This window comes from Phenylobacterium sp., from assembly GCF_036677185.1.
In the GTDB taxonomy this organism is placed as follows: domain Bacteria; phylum Pseudomonadota; class Alphaproteobacteria; order Caulobacterales; family Caulobacteraceae; genus Phenylobacterium.
The window spans coordinates 183,872-207,079 of the sequence record NZ_JAKFEN010000012.1; the positions used below are offsets into that span (position 1 = coordinate 183,872).

19 protein-coding genes and 1 pseudogene are annotated in these 23,208 nt (G+C 68.5%); 11 read left to right on the forward strand and 9 right to left on the reverse strand.

All coding sequences use genetic code 11. The annotated features are described in order from the left end of the window. The 4 genes from V6M51_RS02430 to V6M51_RS02445 are packed head-to-tail and all read right to left on the reverse strand — an operon-like array spanning position 1 to position 3,940. On the reverse strand, positions 1 to 627 hold the full coding sequence (locus V6M51_RS02430; RefSeq protein WP_332764320.1) for a glutathione S-transferase family protein: 627 nt from the start codon (positions 625 to 627) through the stop codon (positions 1 to 3). 13 nt (positions 628 to 640) lie between these two features. After that, positions 641 to 2,143 (reverse strand): bifunctional 3-(3-hydroxy-phenyl)propionate/3-hydroxycinnamic acid hydroxylase MhpA, encoded by a 1,503-nt coding sequence (mhpA, locus tag V6M51_RS02435; RefSeq protein ID WP_332764322.1) that lies wholly within the window; start codon positions 2,141 to 2,143, stop codon positions 641 to 643. Between the two features lies 1 nt (position 2,144). Beyond that, positions 2,145 to 3,002, reverse strand: a complete 858-nt coding sequence (locus tag V6M51_RS02440) for a fumarylacetoacetate hydrolase family protein (protein WP_332764323.1) — start codon at positions 3,000 to 3,002, stop codon at positions 2,145 to 2,147. 11 nt (positions 3,003 to 3,013) lie between these two features. Continuing rightward, complete coding sequence (locus tag V6M51_RS02445) at positions 3,014 to 3,940, reverse strand: VOC family protein (RefSeq protein WP_332764324.1); 927 nt, start codon at positions 3,938 to 3,940, stop codon at positions 3,014 to 3,016. 199 nt (positions 3,941 to 4,139) lie between these two features. On the opposite strand from V6M51_RS02445, the gene V6M51_RS02450 reads away from it, so the two are divergent. Then, positions 4,140 to 5,141 (forward strand): amidohydrolase family protein, encoded by a 1,002-nt coding sequence (locus tag V6M51_RS02450; protein ID WP_332764326.1) that lies wholly within the window; start codon positions 4,140 to 4,142, stop codon positions 5,139 to 5,141. A gap of 4 nt (positions 5,142 to 5,145) precedes the next feature. Here V6M51_RS02450 and V6M51_RS02455 read toward each other — a convergent pair whose 3' ends face one another. Together V6M51_RS02455 and V6M51_RS02460 are read right to left on the reverse strand one after the other, a co-directional pair. Continuing rightward, positions 5,146 to 6,102: an MBL fold metallo-hydrolase gene (locus V6M51_RS02455; RefSeq protein ID WP_332764328.1), complete on the reverse strand. Its 957-nt coding sequence runs from the start codon at positions 6,100 to 6,102 to the stop codon at positions 5,146 to 5,148. A gap of 40 nt (positions 6,103 to 6,142) precedes the next feature. Further along, on the reverse strand, positions 6,143 to 6,760 hold the full coding sequence (locus tag V6M51_RS02460) for an alpha/beta fold hydrolase (protein ID WP_332764330.1): 618 nt from the start codon (positions 6,758 to 6,760) through the stop codon (positions 6,143 to 6,145). A 431-nt stretch (positions 6,761 to 7,191) separates the two neighbouring features. On the opposite strand from V6M51_RS02460, the gene V6M51_RS23830 reads away from it, so the two are divergent. After that, entirely contained in the window at positions 7,192 to 8,178 is a 987-nt protein-coding gene (locus V6M51_RS23830; RefSeq protein ID WP_442957833.1) for a glycoside hydrolase family 3 N-terminal domain-containing protein, read from the forward strand. 94 nt (positions 8,179 to 8,272) lie between these two features. Beyond that, positions 8,273 to 8,320 (forward strand): annotated as a pseudogene (locus V6M51_RS02470) (hypothetical protein); the annotation flags it as partial. Between the two features lie 79 nt (positions 8,321 to 8,399). Here the strand turns inward: V6M51_RS02470 and V6M51_RS02475 are convergent. Beyond that, positions 8,400 to 9,317 (reverse strand): LysR family transcriptional regulator, encoded by a 918-nt coding sequence (locus V6M51_RS02475; protein WP_332764334.1) that lies wholly within the window; start codon positions 9,315 to 9,317, stop codon positions 8,400 to 8,402. Positions 9,318 to 9,409: 92 nt separating this feature from the next. Here V6M51_RS02475 and V6M51_RS02480 point away from each other — a divergent pair, with 92 nt between their 5' ends. The 7 genes from V6M51_RS02480 to V6M51_RS02510 all read left to right on the forward strand — a co-directional run bounded on the left by V6M51_RS02480 (position 9,410) and on the right by V6M51_RS02510 (position 16,996). Beyond that, the gene (locus tag V6M51_RS02480; RefSeq protein WP_332764336.1) at positions 9,410 to 10,588 is read left to right on the forward strand and encodes an alanine racemase; all 1,179 of its coding nucleotides are present in this window, start codon (positions 9,410 to 9,412) and stop codon (positions 10,586 to 10,588) included. Further along, a complete protein-coding gene (locus tag V6M51_RS02485) occupies positions 10,588 to 10,995 on the forward strand; it encodes a RidA family protein (protein ID WP_332764338.1) in 408 nt (135 codons plus the stop codon). The genes V6M51_RS02480 and V6M51_RS02485 overlap by 1 nt, the downstream gene beginning before the upstream one ends. Positions 10,996 to 11,012: 17 nt before the next feature. After that, positions 11,013 to 12,290, forward strand: coding sequence for an NAD(P)/FAD-dependent oxidoreductase (locus V6M51_RS02490; protein ID WP_332764340.1), 1,278 nt, complete (start codon positions 11,013 to 11,015; stop codon positions 12,288 to 12,290). Further along, positions 12,290 to 13,867, forward strand: a complete 1,578-nt coding sequence (locus V6M51_RS02495; protein WP_332764342.1) for an ABC transporter substrate-binding protein — start codon at positions 12,290 to 12,292, stop codon at positions 13,865 to 13,867. The genes V6M51_RS02490 and V6M51_RS02495 overlap by 1 nt, the downstream gene beginning before the upstream one ends. Positions 13,868 to 13,951: 84 nt before the next feature. Next, entirely contained in the window at positions 13,952 to 15,151 is a 1,200-nt protein-coding gene (locus V6M51_RS02500) for a DUF1624 domain-containing protein (protein WP_332764344.1), read from the forward strand. 208 nt (positions 15,152 to 15,359) lie between these two features. Further along, positions 15,360 to 16,103 (forward strand): cupin domain-containing protein, encoded by a 744-nt coding sequence (locus tag V6M51_RS02505; RefSeq protein ID WP_332764346.1) that lies wholly within the window; start codon positions 15,360 to 15,362, stop codon positions 16,101 to 16,103. Positions 16,104 to 16,126: 23 nt separating this feature from the next. Beyond that, entirely contained in the window at positions 16,127 to 16,996 is an 870-nt protein-coding gene (locus tag V6M51_RS02510; protein ID WP_332764347.1) for a GNAT family N-acetyltransferase, read from the forward strand. 888 nt (positions 16,997 to 17,884) lie between these two features. Here V6M51_RS02510 and V6M51_RS02515 read toward each other — a convergent pair. Next, positions 17,885 to 20,116, reverse strand: a complete 2,232-nt coding sequence (locus V6M51_RS02515; protein WP_332764348.1) for a TonB-dependent receptor — start codon at positions 20,114 to 20,116, stop codon at positions 17,885 to 17,887. 240 nt (positions 20,117 to 20,356) lie between these two features. On the opposite strand from V6M51_RS02515, the gene V6M51_RS02520 reads away from it, so the two are divergent. Next, on the forward strand, positions 20,357 to 21,925 hold the full coding sequence (locus V6M51_RS02520; RefSeq protein ID WP_332764350.1) for a N,N-dimethylformamidase beta subunit family domain-containing protein: 1,569 nt from the start codon (positions 20,357 to 20,359) through the stop codon (positions 21,923 to 21,925). Here the strand turns inward: V6M51_RS02520 and V6M51_RS02525 are convergent. Next, a complete protein-coding gene (locus tag V6M51_RS02525) occupies positions 21,900 to 23,177 on the reverse strand; it encodes an aminotransferase class III-fold pyridoxal phosphate-dependent enzyme (protein WP_332764357.1) in 1,278 nt (425 codons plus the stop codon). The two genes, V6M51_RS02520 and V6M51_RS02525, sit on opposite strands and share 26 nt — an antisense overlap. Between the last annotated feature and the right edge of the window lie 31 nt (positions 23,178 to 23,208).

The following is a 23,208-nucleotide window of genomic DNA, read 5'->3' on the forward strand; positions in this document are numbered from 1 at the left end:
CTAAGCCGCCATCCTCAACCGCAACTCTTCGCCCACGATGGCGGCCAGCGCCGTGCGGGAAAAGAGCCTTTGCTGGAAAAGGTCAAGATTGGACAGGGCCGGCAGCTGGCCCGCGAGGCCGGGCGCCGCGCGCCAGAGAAGGAAGACCCCGAGGTAGAGGTCGCAGACGCTGAACGCGTCCAGCATGTGATCGCGGCCGGCGAGGTGGGCGTCGATCTCCTCCAGGGTGGCGGCGACCCGCGCCACCGCCGCCGTCCGAGCGGCCTCACCCTCGCAACCGACCGCCGGAGCCATTACCGCCCGCATCGCCGTGTGCAGGGTGCTCGACAGAAACGACAGCCACGCCTGGGCCTGGGCTCTTGCGAAGGCTCCGACCGGCGGCAGCAGAGCCTTGTCCGGCGCGAGGTCGGCGATGAACGGAAGGATCGCGGTGGACTCGGTCAGGACGCCCTGGTCGGTCTCCAGCGCCGGGACCTTCCCGCGGGGATTGATCTGGCGATAGGCGGGAGTGTTCTGCTCGCCCTTGGTGGTGTGGATGAAGGCGATCTCGTGCGCCAGGCCGGCCTCGACCAGGGCGAAGCGGCTGGCCAGCGAGCAGGCCATCGGGGCATGGTGAAGTCGTAGCATCATTGGTCTCGGATCAGGCGGCCTGACGCAGGGGCGCGAGGCCCTGCGTCCACGCGTTCAGCAGGGTGTCGGGATCGCCCGCGCCGAAGACGTAGCGGTCGGGGCGGATCAACACGGCCGCCACGCCAAGCCCGTCGAGCCAGCCCTTCAGCGCCGCGCGGAATGGCGCGACTGCTTCGGCGTTCAGCGAGAGGACGCGGACCCCGCCCGCAGGTTCGCGCACGGTCTCGCAGCTCACCAGCCAGGCGTCGTGGCCTAGCAGGTCGTCCAGGCGCCGGCGGTCCGCGCCCGCGCCGGCGGTGGGCTGCGGGAACATCCCGCCGGCGGCGGGCGCGCCGGCCATGATGCAGCCCGCGGAGAACACCGGCGGCCGCAGCGGCGGAAGGGGGGCGACCCCGCTCTCGCGAGCGGCCAGCATGCCGGCGTCGCGCTGGGCGGCGGCGTCCGGGTCCAGCAGGCAGACGACGCGGCCCATGCTGATCGCCAGCTCGATGGCCCAGCGCACGTGCGGCTCGCGTTCCGTCTGATAGCTGTCGAGCAGGGCCCCGCCAGCCGCGCCGTTCAGCACCGCCGCGAGTTTCCAGGACAGGTTGGCCACGTCGCGCAGGCCGGCGCACATGCCCTGGCCGGCGAAGGGCGGGGTCTGGTGGGCGGCGTCGCCGGCGATCAGGGCGCGCCGATCCCGCCAGCGGTTCGCCACCAGCCCGTGGAACCGATAGACCGCCATGCGCTCCACCTCGATCGGGCCACAGTCCCACGGGCGGATCAAATCCTGGACCACCCCCTCGTCCAGCATCGCCTCGGGCGCCTCGCCCGGCAGCAGCATGAACTCCCAGCGATGGCGGCCCGGGCCGCCGAGCACGCAGGTGGTCGGCCGCGCGGGATCGCAGACCTGGATGTTCACGTCCGGGACCCGGCACCCCGGCGCCACCTTCGCGTCCACCACCAGCCACGGCTCGTCGAACTGGTAGTCGAACAGGCCGCCGCCGATGATCTCTCGCACGGGGCTCCAGGCGCCGTCGCAGCCGACGATGTAGCGAGCGCGGATCGTGCGGGAGCCCTGTGGGCCCGACACCTCGGCCGTGACGCCATCCAGGTCCTGTGCAAACCGCTGGAGCTTCACCCCCAGACGCGTGTCAGCGTCCGGCAGGCCGGCGACTAGGTCGCGCAGCACGCCGTCCAGACTGGGCTGGTGGAACATGTAGCCGCCACCCCAGCCAGAGGAAGTCTCGCACGGTGGCGGCAGGGACATCAGCAGCTGCCCATCCGCGGCCCGGAACTCATAGAGCGGCAGGTCGCGGGCGTGGCGCTTCACTGCGTCGGCGATCCCGAGCTGCTGGAACAGCCGCATGATCTCGTGGTCGAAATGGACGGCGCGGGGCAGGGGATAGACCTCGGTATCCTTGTCGATCGCGATCACCGTCACCCCGCGCTGGGCCAGGAGGGCGGTCAGGGCCGAACCCACCGGCCCCAAGCCCACCACCAGAACATCGGTGTCGAAGTGGCTCTCCGTCATCTCAGGCCTCGTTCGCGCAAGGATTATCGAGCGCGCCCAGACCGTCGATCTCGACACGCACCCGATCGCCGGCCTTCAGGAACTGCATCGGCTTCATCGCCGCACCGATCCCGCCCGGCGTGCCGGTGAAGATCAGGTCGCCCGACTCCAGCGTCATGGCTTGGCTGAGGTGTTCGATCTGCTCCCAGACGTTGAACACCAGGTGCCGGGTATTCGAGTCCTGGCGCACCTCGCCGTTCACCAGGCAGCGGATGCCCAGGGCGTGCGGATTCGGAACCTCGTCGGCGGTGGTGATCCAGGGGCCAAACGGGGCGTGGGTGTCGAATGACTTCCCCACCACCCACTGCGGCGTCCGATGCTGCCAGGCGCGCTCGGTGGCGTCGTTGCCGCAGCAATAGCCGAAGATCGCGCCGGCGGCGGCGTCCTTGCCGATGTGGCGGCCGCCCTGGCCGATCACCGCGACCAGCTCGGCCTCGTAGTCCAGGGCCTGCGAGACCTTGGGAACCTGGATCCGATCATGCGGGCCGTTGGTCGCCGTCGACGCCTTGGAGAACCAGACCTGATGCTCGGGCGTGCCCAAATTGCTCTCGGCGATGTGGTCGGCGTAGTTCAGGCCGATGGCCATGATCTTGCCCGGCCGGCGGATGGGGGCCAGCAGATGGATGGCATCCAGAGCGACGGCGCCCGCGCCGGCGTCGGCTAGGCGGCGGACCTCCCCCTCGACCCGCGGCCAGGCGGCGATCAGACCGATCATGTCGCCGGGCAGGCCCGGCGCGGCGGCGTTTAACGGCACGATGCGGTCGCCCGTCACGGCGCCGAGCTGCGGGGCGGCGCCCGCTTCAAAGGTCGCAAGCTTCATCGATGTCGTCCTCAGGCCATCGTCGCGGGCATTTGCGGGCCCCACTGGACACCCAGCAGCTCCTGCAGGTTCGAGATGCTGGAGCCGTCGGCGGCGGTGAACAGGTCGCCGTCCGTCCAGTGCTCCAGGGTGTGGCCCCAGGGGTCGCGCCAATAGTCGAAGACCTGGCTGCCCAGGAGGTGGCGGCCCACGCCCCATTCGGCCTCACGGCCGGCGTCCTTCAGGCGCTGGTGCCCGCGCATCAGGTCGTCGAGGTCGGCGACCTCGTAGGCGGCGTGATTGAAACCCGGACCCTTCGGCCCCTGCATCAGGAACAGGGTGTGGTGGTCGGTGGGCGTGTCGCCGCGGTCGCAGCGCAGGAAGGCGCCGATCGCGATCTCCGGCGCGACCTGGATCTCGTCGGAGGTGATGAAGCCGAAGCGGTCCTTGTACCAGCGCTCCGAGGCGCGGAAATCCGACACGTTCAGCACCACATGGCCCAGGCGCACGACGTTGGCGGCGCCGGGCGCGATCCGCTTGGCCGCCCGCAGGCGCTCTCGCGCCTCGGCCCGATTCCAGGGCGCGCTGGCGGCCAGCGGCAGGAGCGGGGCGGCGGCCTGACCGGCCACGACGTCGACGCGGTGACCGTCGGGATCCTGGATCGTCAAGACCTGTCCGCCGCCTGGAAGGTCGGAGTCGGCGACGCTCACGCCCTCGGCGGCGGCCAGCCGTTCCAGATCCTGGACGCCTTCGGCTCGAAATGCGACGCCCACGAAGCCGGGCTCGCCCAGATCGGTCACGTGGGCGATCGGCGCAGGCCCCGAACCGCGACCGACGAGGCGGGTCTCGGTCTGGTCGACGACCGTCAGGCCGAAGTCCTCGAGGAAGGCGCGCATCTGCCCCAAGTCCGGGGCGCGGAAGCGGACGTGGGCGACGTCCTCGATCTTCAGGATGCTCATCGGCGAGCCTTCTAGTTGACGATATGGTCAGAATGGTGGATTTGTTGGCATATGGCAAGCGACATATCCGCTCGCCGACCTGCTGACGCGCGGGTCAACCTGATCGCGCGGTTCAAACGAGGGCCGAATGGTCCGCGACGCACGGACCCGCCGGGCCGTTCCGGCAGCGTCAGTCGCCGCGGCCGTTCCGGGGAATGAGATGACTGATGCAAAGACCGCGATCGACGAGGGCTGCGCCTGCGGGCGCATCGACGTGCACCAGCACTTCCTGCCGGATTTCTACGCCGAGGCTCTGGCCAAGGCAGGCCTGGAGACCGTGGATGGCGGCATGCCGATCCCCGTCTGGAGCGTCACGGCCGCCCTCGAGATGATGGATCGCCAGCAGATCGCGACCGGCATGATCTCACTCTCCTCGCCATCGACCCACTTCCTGGCGCCGGCGAAGCGCGGCGCGCTGGTGCGGCAGGTCAACGAGGCTGGCGCGCTCCTGGTGGCGGCGCATCCGGATCGGTTCGGTTTCTTCGCCACCCTGCCGATGCCCAACGTCGAGGCTTCGCTGGCCGAGATGCGCCATGCGTTCGACGTGCTGGGCGTGGACGGGGTGATCCTGGAGACCAACATTGACGGGACCTACCTGGGCTCCGCGGCCTTCGCCCCGATCTTCGCCGAGCTGAACCGGCGCAAGGCGACGTTGTTCCTGCACCCGACCAGCCCGGCTTGCTTCGAAGCTGTGAGCCTGGGCCGGCCGGCTCCGATGCTGGAGTTCCCGCTGGATACGACGCGGACTCTGGTGGACCTGCTCTATTCGCGGACCCTGCAGACCCATCCGAACATCAAGGTCATCGTGCCGCACGGCGGGGCGGCGCTGCCGGCGCTGGTGGCGCGGATCGCCGCCTTTGCGAACCTGCCCATCATCACGCCGCGCCCGGCGTCGGAGGCCGAGGTGTTCGAGATCCTGGCGCGGCTCTACTACGACGTGGCGCTGTCGGGGCATCCAGTGGCGTTCGCGGGCCTGCGCCGTCTGGCTCCGATCACCCAGGTTCTGTTCGGCAGCGACTGGCCCTTCACGCCCGAAATGGGCGTGGCGCGCAACATCCATCAGTTGTCTTCGAATGGCCTCAGCCAGGCCGAAGCCGAGGCCATTGCGCGGGAGAACGCCGAGCGCGTCTTCCCGCGCCTGGCGGCCCTGCGCCGCGCCTGACGCCTCAGAAGGTCTGCAAGTCTTCGGCCAGGATCACCTTGCCCTTGAACTGCGCGGCGACGCCCTTGCGGGCGCCGTTCAGTTCGTCGCGCTCCAGAGCGTTGTGGGTGACGACGACGGTTTTCGCGCCACAGGCCGTGGCCAGTTCGCCCACCTCGGTGGGCGACAGGTGTTCGCGGCGGAAGTGGTCCTCGACCAGGTCGTAGATCGCCGGCGGGCCACCGGGCCGCTTGACCTTGATGTGGGCGATGGCGAGCGCCGGGTCCATCATCTCGCTGACCAACAGGTCCACGCCCTTGCAGGCGTGCTCGACCTTGGGGCTGGGGCCGGTGTCGCCGGTGTACAGGATCGCGCGGCGGGGGGTGTCGAACCGGAACGACAGCGACACCGGCCGGGGCTCGACGCTGGGCTTCAGGGTGACATAGTGGCTGTTTTCAACAGCCGTGATCTTCACGTCGCCGGCGTTGAAGCTCGTCCCGTCCCGAATCTCGACCACCTTCACGCCGGCGTCCGGTCCGCCGCCCAGGCGCATGGTCTGGATCGCATGGCCCCCGTGCTCCATGGCGGCGAACAGGCGAGTCACCGTCTCGCGCGTTCCGGGCGGACCATAAATGGTCACCGGGTTTGCGCCGCTGGTCTGGTAGCGCAGGCTGAGGAAGGCGAAGAGGCCGCCGGTGTGGTCGAAATGCAGGTGGCTGATCAGCACCGTCTGGACCTGATCGACGCCGACGCCGGCCTTGGCGAGCTGCTCGGCCGCGCCGTCGCCCACGTCGGCCAGGATCAGCTGGCCGCCATAGCGCAGCAGGTTGGCTGGCTCGGAGCGGTCCTTGCGCGGGATCGGGCCGGAGTTTGTGCCGAGGGTGGTGAAAGTCAGCGTCGTCGGGGCGGGTGCGCCAATGGCGGGCGGGCCCAGGGCGGCGCAGGCGGAGAGGGCGATCAGCGTCTGGGGCAGGCGGCGCATTCGGAGTCTTTCCAGGTCAGATGTTGGGGCGACGCGGGGGTCACGCCGGAAGCGTCCCGGCCCAGTCGCGGACGACGGTGGCGAAGCGTTCGGGTTGGGCGGCGTGCATGGCGTGCGCGGCGTCGGGCAGCGAGATGTAGTCGAACCGCTGGCCCGCCTTCTTGACGATCCCGCCGGCCTGCCGCGCCTGAAGGTCGGTGAGGGCGCCGGCCAGATGGCCGGTGGCCTCGTCCACGGTGCGGCTGTGATGGGTCAGCAGCACCGGGACCTTGACCTTCGCCAGCATGCGGTCATGCGGGCAGCTGGCCGCGACGGTCCCCTCGTAGAACGCGCGGGCCCACTCAGGATCGTATTCCTTGATGCTCTGCGACGGCTTGGAGGGCGGGCCGGCGACCACATAGTTCAGGGGCACCTCGCCCAGGTCCGCGGTCTTCTCAGGATAGCCGTGCGGCACGAAGGCGGGCGTATAGGCCGGGCCGCCAAGCCCCGGAATGCCGGCGGCGAGGGGCGGCGGGTCGGCGGGCGAGGGCTGCGCGGCCGTCGGCGCCGTGACCGCCGCTGCAACCGTCGGCGCGACCCGCGCGCCCTGCGCCGGGGTTCGCCGCGTGGCCCGCCGGGAGATCGCCAGCGGCGTCTTGCCGGTCGTCTTGATGGTCACTGCGGTTTCCTCTCCCGTCGACGCCTGCTGATTGAACTTTCTGCAGAGATGACGATATGGTCAACTAATCTACCGCCGCCAAGCTCCGGCCGACAAGCGAAATATCGGCTGCCACGATCTCTGCTGGACGAGCCGTCCCTGCCTATTGTGACCAACGGTCTGAAAGACGCGGGCGGGCTAGCCGCTGGGCTCCACCTCGGCCGCGTTCCCGCGCTTCGCTGCCAACCGGGCTGACAAGCTCGGGGATTTCAATCTCGTTCGAGAATGGGAAGGACCCCGGCCGCAGGGCCGAGGCGTTCCGGCGGCGCGTGGACGCGCCGCGGCCGCAGCGGAGCGGGCCTAGTACCTCGCCTTGAAGGTCAGGGCGACGAGACCGGTCAGGTCGATGCCGCCCGACACGTAGTGTTCATCGAGCAGGTGTCCTGGCCATCGTGAAACACTGGGTCGGCTATGGAGCCGAGCCGGAGGGTTTCGACGGACACAACTACTACGGTCAGATTTCGCGCCTGGATAACAACACCTTCGCCGAGCAGGTGGCCGCCTTCCAGGGAGCCTTCACTGTCAAGGCCGGGGCGGTGATGCCCTCCTACATGATCATCGAAGGCGTCACGATCGACGGTCAGGCGCTTGGTTCCGTCGGTGTCGGCTTCAACCGCAGGATCACCCATGATCTGTTGCGCGAAATCCACGGGTTCCGGGGTCTGGTCATCTCCGACTGGGACATCACCAATGATTGCCGTGACGAGCGCCGGGCGCCGACCCGCCAACAGACGACGCGTGAGATCGGCGTGCCGTGGGGGCTCGAGGACAAGACCGTCGGCGAGAGGTTCGAGGCAGGCCTTGCCGTTGGTATCGATCAGTTCGGCGGCGGCCAACGACAGCGTCGACCCGCTGTATCCAGTCGGCGCCGGCATGGTCCCCCTTGGCCGTTAGGCCCAGATCGCCACCACGCGCGCAGTCTCGCTGGACAGCGAACGATCCGTGGCTCTGCCTGCTGCAGGCCAGAACTGAGGTCTGCCATCGCCGACCCGCCGGGACCGGGTGTCAACGCGCGCGCGACGTCAGGCGAAGGCATGGACAGTCACCTCCGGCCGGGTGGCGCAGCGCCGCCTTGTCGAGAGCCATTGTCCAGGGGACTGCGTAGCCAACGTCTGCTTCTCGGTTCACAGCCAACGTCGGCTTGTGGCGCGATCCTGACGTTAGAACGGCGCATAGCGGAGGTCTCCGCGCAAATGCGCCGGGGTCCACTGGGCGTGTTGGTACAATTGTTGGTATGGCGTCAGAAAGGCCAGAGCATATGTCATGTGCGGAAAGGCCTTCAGCCCCATCATGTGAGTCTTACCGGGCCCACCAGCGCGCTAGCCGTGGACCACCAGGGCGATTTGCACCTTGGTCACCATGTCGGAGATCTCGGTTGACCGTAGGCGGGTCGGGGCGGCCGTTTCCGGGGCAGGGGCGGAGGAGCCATAGCTGGGGCGCGGGCGTGTGACCTCCCGCATCCGCGCGGGGCAGGTGCACATAAACTACCCCGCATGGGACGGTGGGGCCGCGTTCGGCGGCTACAAGCGCTCAGGCAACGGGCGCGAACACGGCGTCTATGGTCTGGAGGATATCTCGAGACCAAGGCGATCTATGACTACTAGGCGGCAGCGCCGGCCCGCCAGGGCGCAGGCGTCAGCGACTGACGCAGGAGGGCAAGGAAAGCCGTCGTGCGCGTGGTCCGGCCATGGCGGGCCCCAAGCATGGCGACCACATCGGCTGTCGGAGCTTCCCAGTCCGGCAGGACCTGCCTTAGTCGGCCGCTGGCAAGGTCGCCCGCAACGTCCCACTCGGAACGAACGGTGACGCCTAGGTCGTTGATCGCCCAATCGCGGACCACGGCCCCATCGTTGCTCGACATCGCCGGACGGATCCGCACCGTCGCCGCGTCATGGCGCGGCCGTTGAAGTCGCCAGAGGGTTACATCCTCATCGTTCTCGCGCACCACCAGGCAGCGGTGAAGGACCAGGTCGGCCGGGGCTTGGATCGGGGGCGCGGCCTCCAGGTATCCTGGGCCTGCGCAGAGGATCCGCCGGTTCGGCGCCAGGGTCGTCACGATCTGGTTCGGCGGGCCGGGCGGGCCGATGTGGATGACGACGTCGCAGGTCTCAATCAATCGGGCGGCGGGATAGTCGGACAGCTCCAAGGCGACGGTTGCGCTGCTGTGCATGCGGGCGAACGCGCCGACGACGGGCGCCACGTGCACGCGGCCAAAGCCGTGCGGCGCCGCGATCCGCAGGTGTCCGCTGACCGTTCCCTTGCGCTCGGCCAGCGCCCCGGTGAGCGACTCTATGGCGTCGCTCACCACCACGCCGTGGGCGGCGACGAGCGCGCCTTCGTCGGTGAGGCTGAGCTGTCGTGCGGAGCGGTCGACGAGACGGACGCCGAGGCGGGCTTCCAGCGCGCGGAGACGCTGCGTGACCGCGGGTGGCGTCACATTCAGCTTCCGCGCGCTCTCCGCCAGCGAGGAAGACCCAGCCAGAACCCCGAAGAAGGCGAGGTCATCAGACGTCAGCATTAAGGCGCACCTTAATTCCAAATGCAGATGACGTTAATTGCCGACCTTATGGCTGAGGCGCAAGATGCGCGTGAACTAATGGGCATCAGACCGTGACCGACACGACACTACTCGAACAACCGGTGGACGCTGCGGCGGCGACTCTGCGCGAGCTGGAGACCCCCAGCCTTGTGCTGGATCGAGATCGGATGGAGCGGAACATCGCGCGGCTGCGCGGCCGGCTCGCCAAGTTCGATGTGTCGCTGCGCCCGCACCTGAAGACCGCCAAGTCGATCGACGTCGCGCGGCGGCTCTACCCCGACGCGCCGGGGCCGATCACCGTGTCGACCCTGGCTGAAGCGGAATACTTCGCAAGCCACGGCTTTTCCGACATCACCTATGCCGTCGGCCTCGCCCCGGACAAGGCGGAGCGGGCGCTGCGCCTGCGTGGGCAAGGCGTCGACCTGAAGGTGGTGCTGGACACCGTCGATCAGGCCCGCGCCCTGGCCGCCGCCGGCGCGGCGCTGGGCGTCGGCCCGGCCGCGCTGATCGAGATCGACTCCGACGGACACCGTGGCGGCCTCGCCCCTGGCGATCCCGCAATCGGCGACGTGGCGGCCGCGCTCAGGGACGGCGGTGTCGAGCTGATGGGCGTGCTGACCCATGCCGGCGAGTCCTACGGGCTGCGCACGCCGGAGGCGCTGGCCGAGGCGGCGGACGGCGAGCGCGCAGCGGCCGTGGCCGCGGCCAAGCAGCTGCGCGCGCTGAGCCACCAATGCCCGGTGGTGAGCGTCGGCTCGACGCCCACGGCGCACTTCGCGCGCAACCTGGACGGCGTCACCGAGATGCGCGCCGGCGTCTACATGTTCTTCGACCTGGTGATGCACGGGATCGGCGTCTGCACCCTGGACGACATCGCCGTCTCAGTCCTGGCCACGGTCATCGGCCGAAAGCCGGAGAAGGGCTGGATCCTGATCGACGCCGGCTGGATGGCGCTCTCGCGCGACCGTGGGACAGCGTCGCAAGCCGTCGACCAGCGCTACGGCGCCGTCTGCGATCTGGAGGGTCGCCCCTATCCGGACCTGCTGGTCGCCGAGGCGAGCCAGGAGCACGGAATCCTGGCCATCCGCGGGGGCGGCGACCAGCCGTTGCCGGATCTGCCCGTCGGCGCCCGCGTGCGTATCCTACCCAACCACGCCTGCGCGACCGCCGCCCAGCACGAGGCGTATAACGTCGTCCACGGCGCGTCGCCGGTCGTCGAGGCGCGCTGGCCGCGGATCCGGGGATGGTGATGGCGGGTGAACCACGCCCGATCGCCGTGCCGGGAGCCCAACCGCCCGCCGGCCACTACAGCCCCGCCGTCGCGCACGGCGGGCTGATCTATGTATCGGGCCAGCTGGGCGCCCGCCCGGACGGCGCCCATACCGCGCACCTCCCGTTCGAGGACCAGGCGCGGCAGACGCTCGCCAATCTCTTCGGCGTGCTCGCCGCCGCGGGCGCCTCGCCGCGCCACCTGGTCAAGGTCACGGCCTACCTCGTCGGCGTGGAGAACTGGCCCCGCTTCAACGCGATCTACGCCGAGGTCATGGGCGAGGCCCGGCCAGCGCGCAGCGTCGTGCCCGTGCCCGAGCTGCACTACGGCTATCTGGTGGAGATCGACGCCGTCGCCGCTGCCCCGCAGGAAGCGGAGGAGGGCTGATGGACGCGGAGTCTCGGATGAAGCTGACGTCGTACTGGCTGGACACCGCGCCGCCGTTCTCCGGCGCATCCAAGGAGCCGGTGGCCGGCAAGGCCGATGTGGTGGTCATCGGCGCCGGTCTGACGGGCGCGTCCGCCGCGCTCGCGCTCGCCAAGAAGGGCGCTCGCGTCGTGGTCTGCGAGGCTGAAACGGTCGGCAACGCCGCGTCGGGCCGCAACGGCGGGATGTGCAACAACGGCTTCGCCCAGGACTATGCCGCCATGTCGGCGAAGCTTGGACGCGAACGCGCCACGCAGCTCTATCATAGCTTCGACGCCGGCGTGGACCTGGTGGAACGGCTGGTCCGCGAAGAGGGCATCGACTGCAGCTTCGCGCGCACCGGCAAGCTCAAGCTCGCAGCCAAGCCCGAGCACTTCGACAAGCTCCGCCGAACGCAGGAGCTCCTCGCCGCCGAGGCCGATCCGCAGACCCGGATCGTGTCGCCCGCCGACTTGCCTGCCGAGCTGGGGTCCCGGCGCTATTTCGGCGGCATGATCTTCGAGAAGAGCGCCGGGATGCATGTGGGTCGGTTCGTGACCGGCCTGGCGGAGGCCGCTGCCCGCAGGGGCGCGCAGTTCCACCAGCACACGCCGGTCGTAGGTCTGCGACGGGCGTCAGGCGGCGGGCACGAGGTCGTGACGCCACGAGGGCGACTGCACGCCGATCAGGTGCTTATCGCGAGCGGCATTTCTGGTGTCGGCCCGCTGGGCTGGTTTCGCCGCCGCATCGTGCCCGTCGGCGCCTTCATCATCGTGACGGAGCCCTTGGGCGTCGATGTCCTCGACCGCATCCTGCCGCGCCGGCGGATGGCGACGGACACCAAGAACCTCGTGAACTACTTCCGCATCACGCCGGACAACCGGCTGCTATTCGGCGGCCGGGCCAGGTTCGCGGTGTCGAACCCGCGGTCGGACCTCAAGAGCGGCGTCATCCTGCAGCGCGCTCTGGCGGAGGTATTTCCAGAGCTCGCCAAGGTCCGCATCGACTATTGCTGGGGCGGGATGGTCGACATGACCCGCGACCGCCTGCCCAGGGCGGGAGAGCGCAACGGGGTCCACTACTCGATGGGCTACAGCGGGCACGGCACGCAGATGTCGACCTACATGGGCGCCGTCATGGCCGAGGTGATGGGCGGCCGTCCCGAGCTCAACCCCTGGAAGGACTTCGACTGGCCGGCCATTCCCGGTCACTTCGGGCCGCCCTGGTTCCTGCCTCTCGTGGGCGCCTGGTACCGGCTGCAGGACCGGCTGCACTGATGAGCGACATCCTCACCCGGCGGACGGCGGCGCTGGGCCTGGGGGCATTGGGCGCGACAGGCCTCGTCGGCTGCGGCCGCAGCGGGGCTGGCGGACCCGCGGCCCAGCCACAGGCGCCGCCCGCGCCCAGCGGACCGCCCCGTCGCGGCGGGCGCATACGGGTGGCGAGCACCTCGAGCTCCCAGGCCGACACGCTGGATCCGGCCAAGGGCGGGATCTCCACCGACTACGCCCGCCACAACCTGCTCTACAGCGGGCTGACCGCGCTCGATACGCATCTGAGGCCGCAGCTGGCGCTGGCCGAGGCCATCGAGACCTCGGACCGAACCACTTGGCATATCCGCCTGCGCAGCGGCGTGGAGTTCCACGACGGCTCGACCCTGACGGCGCAGGACGTCGTCTATTCGCTGCTCCGCCACAAGGACCTGGGCGTCGCCTCCAAGGCGAAGACCATCGCCGACCAGATCGCCGAGGCCAAGGCGACGGGATCACGGGAGCTGCAGGTCCGGCTCACGGGTCCGAACGCCGACCTTCCGGCCGTCCTCGCCACCTCGCATTTCCTGATCGTCAAGGACGGAACCACGGACTTCCGCACGGCCAACGGCTGCGGCCCCTACCGGCTGAAGACGTTCACGCCGGGCGTTCGGACCGTGGTGTCGCGGAACCCCAACTACTGGAAGGCCGGCCGGCCGTACCTCGACGAGGTGGAACTCATCGGCATCCCCGACGAAGTCTCGCGCGTGAATGCCCTGCTCTCCGGCGACGTGCATCTGGTCAACGCCGTGGACGCACGTTCCACACGCCGCGTGCGCGCGACCGGCAAGCACCAGATCCTCGAGACCCGCTCGGGGCTCTACACCGATCTGATCATGCGCCTGGACCGGCTGCCGACAGGCCATCCTGACTTCGTACTCGCGATGAAGCATCTGCTGGATCGGGAGCTGATCCGCAAGGCGCTATTCCGCGGCTATGCCCAGATCGGCAACGACCAGCCGATCCCGCCGGGGCACCCCTACCATCTCCCGGACCTGCCGCAGCGGACCTATGATCCCGACAAGTCCCGCTTCCTGCTGAAGCGGGCGGGCCTCCTGAACGTGCGGCTGCCGATGTATGCCTCACCGGCGGCCACCGGATCGGTCGACATGGCGTCGATCCTCCAGGAGGCGGCGGCGAAGATCGGGATGCGGTTGGCGGTCAACCGGGCGCCGTCCGACGGCTACTACTCCACGCACTGGATGAAGCATCCGCTGACCTTCGGGAACACCAACCCCAGGCCCACGGCAGACCTGCTCTTCAGCCTCTTCTTCAAGTCCGACGCCACCTGGAACGAGTCCGCTTGGAAGAACCCGCGCTTCGACCAGTTGCTGCTGGCGGCGCGGGGCGAGGCCGACGAGGCGCGGCGCAAGCAGATGTACGGCGACCTGCAGACCATGGTCCACGAGGGCAGCGGGATCGGCATCCCGGTCTTCATCAGCCTGGTCGACGCCTTCGATGCGCGCCTGAAGGGCGTGTTCCCGATCCCGATCGGGGGCCTCATGGGCTACGCGTTCGGCGACCACGTCTGGTGGGATGGCTGAGGTGAAGAGCATCTTGGGCCACATCTGCGGGCCCTGTCGCAAGGCGGCCCGGGGGCTGCCGTCGAAGGTGATTGGGAGCGGAACATGGGCAGAATAGCCTCGATTGAATCTCGGCCGCTCGCGGCGAGCGCGGTCAGGGACGCGGTTCCGGTCGCGCGCGTGCGCCTACAGAACATCGACGCCCTGCGTGGCTTCGTGATGGTGCTGATGCTGCTCGACCACGTCCGTGAAACCTGGTTCCTGTATGTGCCCGTCGCGGACCCGGTCGACGCCCGCACGGCCTTGCCGGCGGTCGCCTTCGCCCGTCTCGCCGTCAGTCTCTGCGCGCCGGTGTTCGTGGCGCTCACCGGCCTGGGCGTCTTCCTGTTCCGCAGCAATCACACGGTCGAGGAGACCACGTCCTACCTGGTGAAGCGTGGTCTGCTGCTCATGGCGATCGAAGTCTTCTATCTCTCGCCGATATATTGGACGAACACGCCGACTTTCTGGCTGCAGGTCATCTGGTGCATCGGCCTTTCCATGATCGCGCTCGCCGCCCTCATGCGGCTGCCGCGCCACGCCTTGATCGGTCTGGGCCTGGCGATCGTCTGTGGCCACAACCTGCTCGATCCAATCCATCTCGAGCCTGGAAATCCGCTCCACGCGCTGTGGGCGCAGCTGCACCAGCGCGACCTGATCGCCCTGCCGTTCGGCGCTGTGGCGAAGACCACCTATCCGGTGCTGCCCTGGATCGGCGTAATACTGCTCGGGTACGGGATCGGTCCGTGGTTCCTGCCGCACGTCGCGCCCGAGGCTCGCCAGAAGCGGCTGCTCGCGCTGGGCGCTGGAATGCTCGCGGCCTTCCTCGTGCTGCGCGGGATCAACGTCTACGGCGACAAGCCCTGGTTCGTCGTGGAGGGAAGCCCGCTGCGGACGGTCATGAGCTTCATCTCCCTGACCAAATATCCGCCGTCGCTACTCTTCCTGCTGCCAACTCTCGGCGTCGGCGCTCTGCTGCTCGTCGCCTTCGAGCGGGTCCGCGATAGCGCTGTCATAAGCGCACTTGCAGTGTTCGGGGGCGCGCCGATGTTCTTCTACATTTTCCACCTTACGGTGCTTCGCATCCTGTACCATATCGCGCTTGCGATCTGGGGACAGAACCACGGCGAATTCTTCGGAGTCAGCAGCTACAACTGGGTTCTGGTCTGGTACGTCGGCCTCCTCGTACCGCTATATTTCCCTGTCGTGTGGTTCTCTCGCCTGAAAAGGCGTCGCCGGGACATCGCGTGGCTCAAATACTTCTAGCGCTTGGGGCGACCGACACGCCATGCCGGCGGAGACCGAGAATTTGGCAGAATGCACATTATGCGCGCCGTTTCCCGGCGCCTGCGCTCCGAGGGTCTCCCGTAGAGTGTGGCTGGAATCCGGGCGGGGCCTGGGTCGCGCACGCGCCGTCCGTCGCCGAGGCTTCCCGCGACGGACGCGTTGGCAAGGTCGCTTTGGAGCGATGTGAATGAACGAGATGCTTGCTGATCAGGTCGCGCACACCGATCGCGTCGCCGGCTTTGTCGACGTGCTCCGGACGTCCGCCGAGTGGCCGCCCGTCGAACCGGGCGTCGATGGCTATTTCCCGGATCGGCGGCGCCTCCCGCTTCCGGAGGGACCGATCACCTTAGAGATCGCGCATGTCCAGCGGGGCGCCTCTGGCCGAACCCACCTCTTGGGAGACGAGTTCGTGCTCGTCCTGGAAGGTGACATCACCTTCGAACAACGTGGCGCGCAATGTGCGCTGACCGCCGGCGAGGCCGGCGTGCTGGTCCGTGAACGTCCGCTGGACTGGCAAAGCGATCGCGGCGCCAAACTGGTGCTCGTGCGCTGCACCGGTGGAGGCGGTGCGGGCGCTGAGGGGCCGGTCCGGATCGACCAAGGCGCGCCGCTGGCGCCATCCAATCCGCCGGCCCCCGACGTTTTGATCGGACCCACGCCGGAGTGTCGAAACCACACCGACTATCGTTCCGGAAGCGGGGAACTCGTCTGCGGAACCTGGGATTCGACGCCTTACAATCGCCGACTGGTCACCTTCCGGCACTATGAACTCATGCGATTGCTTGAGGGCTCCGTCACGTTCGTTGACGCCGCCGGGCGCGAAGGAACCTTCGGCGCGGGCGACGTCGTCCTCTTCGAGCAGGGCGGCGGCGCCTCATGGGAAAGCCGCGAACACGTGAAGAAGATCTATTGCACTTACCGGCCAGCCTAGCCGCGTCAGACAAGGGGACTCAGGTGGGCGAAGGAATCAGCGAGCAAACTGCGGAACGACGCTCCCTGAGGCCGGTCGCGCTCAGTCCCGAGCATCTGCCGCAGGCGCTCGCGCTCTCGCAGGCGCTGCAGTGGCCCTACCGGCTGGAGGACTGGGCCTTCGCGCTCGCGCTCGGCCGGGGATTCGCCGTCGAGATCGACGCACGCCTCGCCGGCACGGCGCTGTGGTGGCCTTACGGCCAGCACCATGCTTCTGCAGGCATGATCATTGTGGCGGCGGACGCGCAGCGAATGGGTATCGGCCGCGCCTTGATGGAAGCCCTGCTCGCCGATGCAGCGGGCCGTTCCATGATCCTGAACTCCACGCGAGAGGGATTCTCGCTCTACAAGTCGCTTGGCTTTGTCGAGCGCGGGCACGTGCATCAGCACCAGGCCATGCTGACGCACGCGCCGGCGCCGGATCCGGCAGCCGCGACACGACCCTTCCGGGCAGCCGATCTCGAGGCGGTCCGCAGGCTGGATCATGTCGCCAGCGGGATGGAACGCGCGGTCCTGATCGACGCGCTGTTCGGGATCGGCGAGGTCAAGGTCGTCAAACGGGACGGCGTCGTGTGCGGCTACGGCTGCGCGCGTAGATGGGGCCGCGGCATCGTCATCGGCCCTGTGGTCGCCGAGACCGCGGCGGAGGCGCGCGGACTCATCTCTGCCTTGGCCGCGCCGCATGCCGGTCGGTTCGTCCGTCTGGACGTGACATCCGCCTGTGGACTGTCTCCGTGGCTGGAGGCGATCGGCCTGCCGCGGGTTGACCAGGTCGTGGCTATGACGCGCGGCGAGCCTCCGCGGTCGAGCGCCCATGCGGCGCTCTTCGCCCTCGCCAGTCAGTCGCTCGGATGAATTCCGGCAGCAGGGGATCGCGGGAAGGCGTGGGGCCGCATGCCCGACCGAAACCGGTGCGGGCCATGACCGCCGGTCATGCTCATTCGGGGGGTGTCTATTGCCAGCGCCGCCGCGTCTGATCGAGGGCTCGCCTGATCTGCCCGCCGAGGTCGACGCCGTCATCATTGGCGCGGGGGATCGCCGGCAGCTTCGCCGCCTATCACCTGGCCAGCCAGGGTCTCAAGGTCGCGCTCGTCGAGGGGAGTTGCGGGCGGGGAAACAATCCAGCCGCAATTGGGGCCGGCGCCGCCAGCAGAACCGCGACTTCCGTGAATTGCCGCTCTCCACCAAGAACCTGGAACTCTGGGAGCAGTTCTCCCGCGATAGCGGCGAGGACGCCGGATTCCAGAGATTAGCCCTTCATGGTGTTCCTGAAGCCTGCCGAAGGCGCGCCGCCCGACGCTGACGATCCGGCGCGTCGAGGGACCCGACGATTGGATCGACGACAACGCCATGTGCCAGCTGCGGCGCCTGCCGATCGTCCTGGAGCGCGCCCCGAGCGGCAAGTATCTCTGCGCAGAGGACTCGAAGGGCGGCATCTAGACCGAATGCAAGGCGTTCGAGCTGCGCGGCCACTACGGGCGGAGTCCAGTCGTCGGCACTAGAGCGCAAACGAGAAGGCCAGTCGGATGGCGGGCCCTAGTCACGTTGCGCCACGGCCAGACCTCGAGCCTGAGCCCGGGGTCGCCCGCCAGCCCTAAGCGCAGCGGCAGGCACGCGCGGCTGCATCCAGCGCGTTGCGAGCGGTGCGGTCCGGACCGCAGGCGGCGCGACGCCCTGCACGGTCCGCCGACGGGGCGGTTGCGGAGAACGGTGGACTTGGCCGTCTCCGCCGTCCGCGCAGTCTCAGTAGCGATAGCGCAGGAAGGCTCCGAGGCTGCGCGGCCGGTTCAGGCTGAGCAGGTCCTCGCCCAGGCTGTCGATGTTGGAGATCGACACCACGTAGGTCTCGTCGAACAGGTTGCGGGCGAAGACGCCCGCCTCGATCCTCCCGTCCGTCGAGCGCCAGCCGGCCTGGGCGCCGACGACCCAGACGCCGTCCTGCGAGAGCCGGTCCGCATTGGAGTTGTCGAAATAGACCTTCGACGAATAGGCCGCGTCCACCGTCCCCAGCAGCTCGCCGCCGGCGGGCAGGGGATGGCTGTAATTGGCCGCCATGTTGAAAGTGAGCTTCGGTGACTGGGGCAGGCGGTTGCCGCTGAAGTCGTCGCCTTGGGAAACGTACTCGCCGTAGGTGGCGTCCAGCAATGCGAGGCCGGCGTCGATCGAGAGGTTGCGGGTGATCTTCGCCGTGGCTTCGATCTCGGCGCCATAGACTTCTGAATTGGCGGCGTTGTCGAGGACGAGGACCGTCAGGCCGTTGCGCAGCGCCTGGGCGAACACCTGCTGGTCCTGATAGTCGTAATAGAAGGCCGAGAGGTTCAGGCGCAGGCGGCGCTCGAGGAGCTCGGACTTCAGGCCGATCTCGAAGGCGTCGAGTGTCTCGTTGTCGTAGGGGATCAACTCCTCGGGCGTGGTGGCGAGGCCGCCGAAGAAGCCGCCGCTCTTGAAGCCGCGGTTGTAGGTCGCATAGACGCCGACATCGTCGGAGACCTCGTAGCGCAGGCCCAGGCGGCCGGACCAGGCGGAGAAGGTCTTATCCTGCTGGGAGGTGAGCAGGACGATCAGGCCACCCTCGGCCTGGCTGCGATAGTCGAAGCTCTTGTCGTCGGCCGAATAGCGCAGGCCGACCGTCGCGGTCAGCCGGTCGGTCACCTGGTAGTCGGCTTGGCCGAAGGCGGCGTAGCTCTTGGTGCTCTGGGTGTAGGGATAGCTGAACGCCGCCACGCTGTCGGCCAGGCTGAAGCCGTCGGGGAAGAACGGGCGCAGGTCGCGCAGGACGTCCTGGGTGGAGGCGTCCTTCACCGTCTCGTCCATGTAGTAGGCGCCCAGCACCCACTTGAGGCGCGCGTCCGGATCGTTCGACTGCATGCGCAGCTCCTGGGTGAACTGCCGCTGCCGGGCCAGGTAGTTGATCTCCAGCATCTGGTACGGGTTGGCGTCGGTGTTCTCGAAGGCGTTGCGGTGAGCCCAGGACCAGGCAGTGACGGACACCAGCGACACTGGACCGAGCTCCCACGTGATGTGGGCCGATGCGCCGAAGAGGTCGATCTTGTCCTTGCCTTCGCTGTTGGCGTCGAGAGCGCGGTCTTCGCCGTCCGTGTCGACGTAGCCGAAGGCGTCGCTGCACTGGGCCGTGCCGTAGAAGGCCGGCGTGCAGAAGCCGTCGGATCCCGTGGCGCCCGGCGTCAGCGGGAACAGCGCGCGGTGCTGCGGCTGGGTGGCGTCGCCGCGGTTGGCGAAGCGGTTCACCTGGAACAGCGCCTCGATGGTCTCGGTCGGCGTGTAGAGGGCCGAGAGGCGCAGCGCCCAGTAGCGGGTCTCGTTGAGGTCGTTCCCGGTGACCCGGTTGTAGGCATAGCCGCCGTCGTCGACGAGCTGGCCCGCGGCGCGCACCGCCAGCACGCCCGGGATGACGCCGCCGCCGACGGCGCCGGTGAGGTTCACGGCGTCGTAGGTCGCGTACTCCGCCGCCGCTTCCGCCGTGAAGGCCTGGGTCGGGCGCCTGGTGGTGACGTTGACCGCGCCGCCGTTGGTGTTGCGGCCGTAGAGCGTGCCTTGGGGTCCGCGAAGGATCTCGATCTGGCCGATGTCGAAGAAGCCGGCCATCTGGGCGAGCGGCGAGCTGACATAGACGCCGTCGACATAGATGCCGACGCCGCTGGAGGAGTTGGGATTGAAGTCGCTCAGGCCCACGCCGCGGATGAAGATCTTCGGGTTGGCCGCCGCGTCGCCGCTGCTCACCCGCAGCCCGGGCGCCAGGTTGTTGAGGCCGATGACGTTGGTGACGCCGCGGTCGGTGAGGCTCTGGCCCGAGAACGCGGTCACCGAGACCGGGACGTCCTGCAGGTTCTCGCTACGCTTCTGCGCGGTGACGACCACCTCGTCGACGGACACGGCCTCCGCGGACTCCTGCGCGACGGCGCTTCCAGTGGACAGGGCCAAGGCCGCGCAGCCCGCGAACAGTATCGATCTCATGGTCATCCCCTAATCGTGTCGTGTTTGCGACAGCGCATATACGATAGTAAAAGCTATTGAAAGAAGGACTCATCCCGGGGATAGGCTGTCGCACGGCGCCGGTTGGCGGGATTTGCGGCGCCGGGATGGTCTGTGTGGACGCGTGGTGCGCAGGGTGGCCGAGGATTTGGAAAAAATGGCCCGCCGGCTAGAACACGGTAATAAAAACTATTCTTTTGTCCCATGCCAAGGGTGAGCCTGATGTTGGCCTGCTACACCGACCGTCTGAGCGTCCGGCCCGGCGAGCGCTTCGACCTGCACGCCAGCGCCGACAACGGGCCCTGCCGGCTCTCCATCGCGCGGGTGGGCGCCGAACGCCACGAGGTGCTGGCGGTGGAAGGCGTGGCCGTCGGCGCGCATCCGGTTCCGTCGAATGCCGACCGGGACGGCTGCGGCTGGCCAGTGGCGCTGGAGGTCGAGGTCGGGTCCGACTGGGCCTCCGGCTACTACGACATCGTCCTGACGGACGCGGCCGGCGAGGCGGCGCATCACTTCGTTTGCGTGAAGCCGCCGATGGCCGTGCGCGGCTCGACGGCGCTGATGGTCCTCGCGACCAACACCTACCAGTCCTACAACTACTGGGGCGGGGCGAACGCCTATTCCAACGTCACCGGCCTGATGAGCGGCCAGGTCCCGTTGGCGCAGGCAATGGACGAGGCGATCGGCGTCCTCTCCACCCAGCGTCCGTTCCCGCCGCTGATCGTGGCCCCGCCGGCCGATGCGCCGCGCCTGGTGAACATGCGCCAGCGCGGCTTCCAGGAGCGGCCCTGGGCGGCCGATCCGCAGTGGATGCGAGAGCACCGCGCCTCGCCCTACGACGGCTCGGCCGGCTTCCTGTATAAGTGGGAGCACATCTTCGTCGCCTGGGCGGAGGCGGAAGGCTATGCGCTCGACTTCGCCACCGACTACGACCTCGAGGCCGAGCCCGACCTCCTCGCCGGCTATGAGGCTGTGCTGTTCGTCGGCCACAGCGAATACTGGTCGGGTGGGCAGCGCGATCAGGTCGAGCGCTTCGTCGACGCCGGCGGCAAGGCCGCGATCCTCTCGGGCAACAGCTGCTTCTGGAAGGTGCGCTGGGAGAACGACGGCAAGACCTACGTTTGCCACAAGTGGAAGGGTTTCGAGGCCGAGGAGGTGGCCCCCGAACAGGCGACCCACCTGTGGTCCCATCCGGCGTTCAATCGGCCCGAGGCGCAGATCACGGGCCTGAGCTTCCTCTTCGCCGGCTACCATCGGCTCGGCATGTGCGTTTCGCGCGGGCAGGGCGGCTTCACCGTCTATGACGACAGGCACTGGGCGCTGGAGGGCTCGGACCTCTTCTATGGCGACGTGATCGGCGGCGACCTGCCGCTGATCGGCTACGAGAGCGACGGCTGCCGCTTCAACTTCGGGGACGACGGCCTGCCAAAGGCGGTCCCGATGCTGGGCGTGCCGGAGAACCTGGAGATCATCGGCGTCGCGCCGTGCGCCTTCGGCGAGGAGCCCGGCCGCGGCTACAACCCTATCATACCGCCCGAGAAGCTGGACGTGGTCGCCGATGTGATCTTCGGCGACAGCAGCCCGGAAGCCCAGGCCAAGGTCCTGCGCGGCCATGCGGTTCTGGCCAGCTTCAAGCGGGGGAGGGGCGAAGTCTTCAATTCCGGCACGACTGAATGGGCCCATGGCCTGGGCGCGCGGAATCCGTTCGTCGAGAAGATCACCCACAACGTCCTGCGCCGCTTCGGCGTGAGCCGGCCGGGCGCGCCTAGTGCTCCAGCATCTGGTTCATGAAGCTCAGCTTCGCCGGCGGCTCCAGCGGGCCGGCGGTCTTGAGCAGCTTGAAGGCGTCATCGGCGGCCTCGACGGCGAAGTCGATGTCGGCGTCGGTCATGGCCGCGCAGATGAACATGTTGTGCCAGGGGTGGACGTAGACGCCGCGCTTGATCAGCGCCTGGCTCCAGAAGTAGCCCTTGGCCAAGGTGGGATCGTCGTCGATCATGATCAGCGGCAGCTCGGCCGGACCGGTCTGGCGCAGGGCGAAACCGTTGCGGCCGGCGCTTTCTTCCAGGCCGTCGCGCAGGCGATGGCCCAGGGCCTGGGTGCGTTCGAGGTAGTCGGTGTCGCGGATCCGTTGGAGCGTCTTGAGCGCCGCCGCCATGGGCGCGGCCGAGAACCAGAACGAACCGGTGGCGTAGATGGTCGAGGCCGCCATCCGGGCGACGTCGGCGCCCAGCAGGGCCGAGATCGGGTGGCCGTTGGCGATCGCCTTGCCCCAGCTCGACAGGTCCGGCTTCACACCGACCAGCGACCAGCTTGAGTCGCGCGCTAGTCGGAAGCCGGCGCGGACGTCGTCGACGATGAGGAGGGCGCCGTGCTCGTCGCACAGCTCGCGGGCGCGGCGGGCATAGGCCGGATCCGGCAGTTCCTGGTCGACGAAGGTGTCGTGCTTGATGGGCGAGGCGAAGATGGCGGCGAGGTCGTCGCCGGCCTCGCGCACGGCCGCCTCGAGGCTCTCGACGTCGTTGTAGTCGTAGAACACCTGATGCTGCCGGTCGCCGGGCGCGACCCCCCGCTTCAGCGGCGTGCACCAGGGCGCGGCGCCGTGATAGGCGCCCCGCGCCAGGACGATCGTGTTCCGGCGGGTGTGGTTGCGGGCGATCATCATCGCCATGGTGGTGGCGTCGGTGCCGTTCTTGCAGAACATCGCCCAGTCGGCGTGGTCGACCATGCCCACCATCGCCTCGGCCAGTTCGACCATGGCCTCGCCCGGGCCGGTCATGGTGTCGCCTTGGCGCATCCGCTCGGCGTAGGCGTCGTCGATCTCCTTGTCACCGTAGCCGAACAGGTTGGGGCCGTAGCCGCACAGGAAGTCGAGATAGCGGTTGCCGTCCACGTCCCAGAGATGCGCGCCTTCCGCGCGGGCGAAGAACTGGGGATAGTCGTCGGGCAGCAGCAGCACCGACTGGTGGCCGTACATGCCCATGGGAATGACCGCCTGGGCCCGCTCGGCCAGCGCCCGGTTCTTGCTGTTGGTCCAGGTCATGGCTGCGCCCTCGATGCAAAAAGATAGCTTT